The organism is Paenibacillus sp. 598K (genome assembly GCF_003851045.1).
Classification (GTDB): Bacteria; Bacillota; Bacilli; order Paenibacillales; family Paenibacillaceae; genus Paenibacillus_D.
The window spans coordinates 23,258-24,393 of record NZ_BFBX01000046.1 but is presented as its reverse complement, the minus strand read 5'-3'; the positions used below and the strand labels follow the sequence as shown (position 1 = coordinate 24,393).

Annotated in this window: 1 protein-coding gene; it reads left to right on the top strand. The window is 63.1% G+C overall.

Annotated elements, in window-relative coordinates:
- A partial coding sequence (locus tag PA598K_RS15045; RefSeq protein ID WP_148091948.1) for a carboxypeptidase M32 occupies positions 1–1,136 on the top strand: 1,136 nt, incomplete at both ends.

The following is a 1,136-nucleotide window of genomic DNA, read 5'->3' as shown; positions in this document are numbered from 1 at the left end:
ACCTGGCGCTCGTCCGCGAGTCGGCCAAGGACTACGAGCGCAATCGCAAGATTCCGGCCAAGCTGCATCAGGAATATGTCGTCCTCACCTCGCAGGCCGAATCGTTCTGGGAAGGGGCCAAGGAGAACAACGACTACGCAGGCTTCCAGCCTTATCTGGAGCGGATCATCGCGATGACAGACGACTTCATCAGCCGCTGGGGTGTACAAGGGACGCGCTACGACACCTTGCTGGATCAATACGAGCCCGGCATGACGACGGCCGAGCTCGACCGGGTATTCGGCGGGCTGCGCGACGAGCTGGTGCCGCTGGCGTCAGCGATCGCCGCTTCGCCGCATCAGCCCGAGACGTCGTTCCTGCGTCAGACGTTCGCCAAGGAAGCCCAAAAGGACTTCAGCCTCTACATCTTGCAGCAGATGGGCTATGACTTCGAGGCGGGACGGCTGGACGAGAGCGTCCACCCGTTCGCGACCGGCCTCAGTCCGGGCGATGTGCGGATCACGACCCGCTATCTGCCGGAGGATGTGACGAGCGCGCTGTTCGGGACGATCCATGAGGGTGGACATGCGCTCTACGAGCAGAACATCCGCCGCGAGCTGTTCGGCACCTCGCTCTCGGAGGGCACATCGATGGGCATCCATGAGTCGCAGTCCCGCTTCTGGGAGAACATGGTCGGCCGCAGCCGTCCGTTCTGGGAGCGCTACTATGGCGAACTGCAACGGCGCTTCCCGGGTCAGCTGGAGGTGCCTGTGGAGGACTTCTACCGGGCGACCAATGTCGTGCAGCCGTCGCTGATCCGCATCGAGGCCGACGAGCTGACATATAACCTGCACATTATTATCCGCTACGAGATGGAAAAGGCGATCTTCAACGACGGCGTGCGCGCCGCCGAGCTGCCGGAGCTGTGGAATGCCAAGTACAAGGAGTACCTGGGCATCACGCCGCCGGATGACCGGGAGGGCGTGCTCCAGGATGTACACTGGTCGGGCGGCGCCTTCGGCTACTTCCCGTCGTACGCGCTCGGCAATATGTACGCGGCCCAGTTCGCGGACACGATGGAGCGGCAGCTACCGCTCAACGAGCTGGTCGGCAAGGGCGAGCTGCTGCCGATCAAGGCTTGGCTGACCGAGCAGATC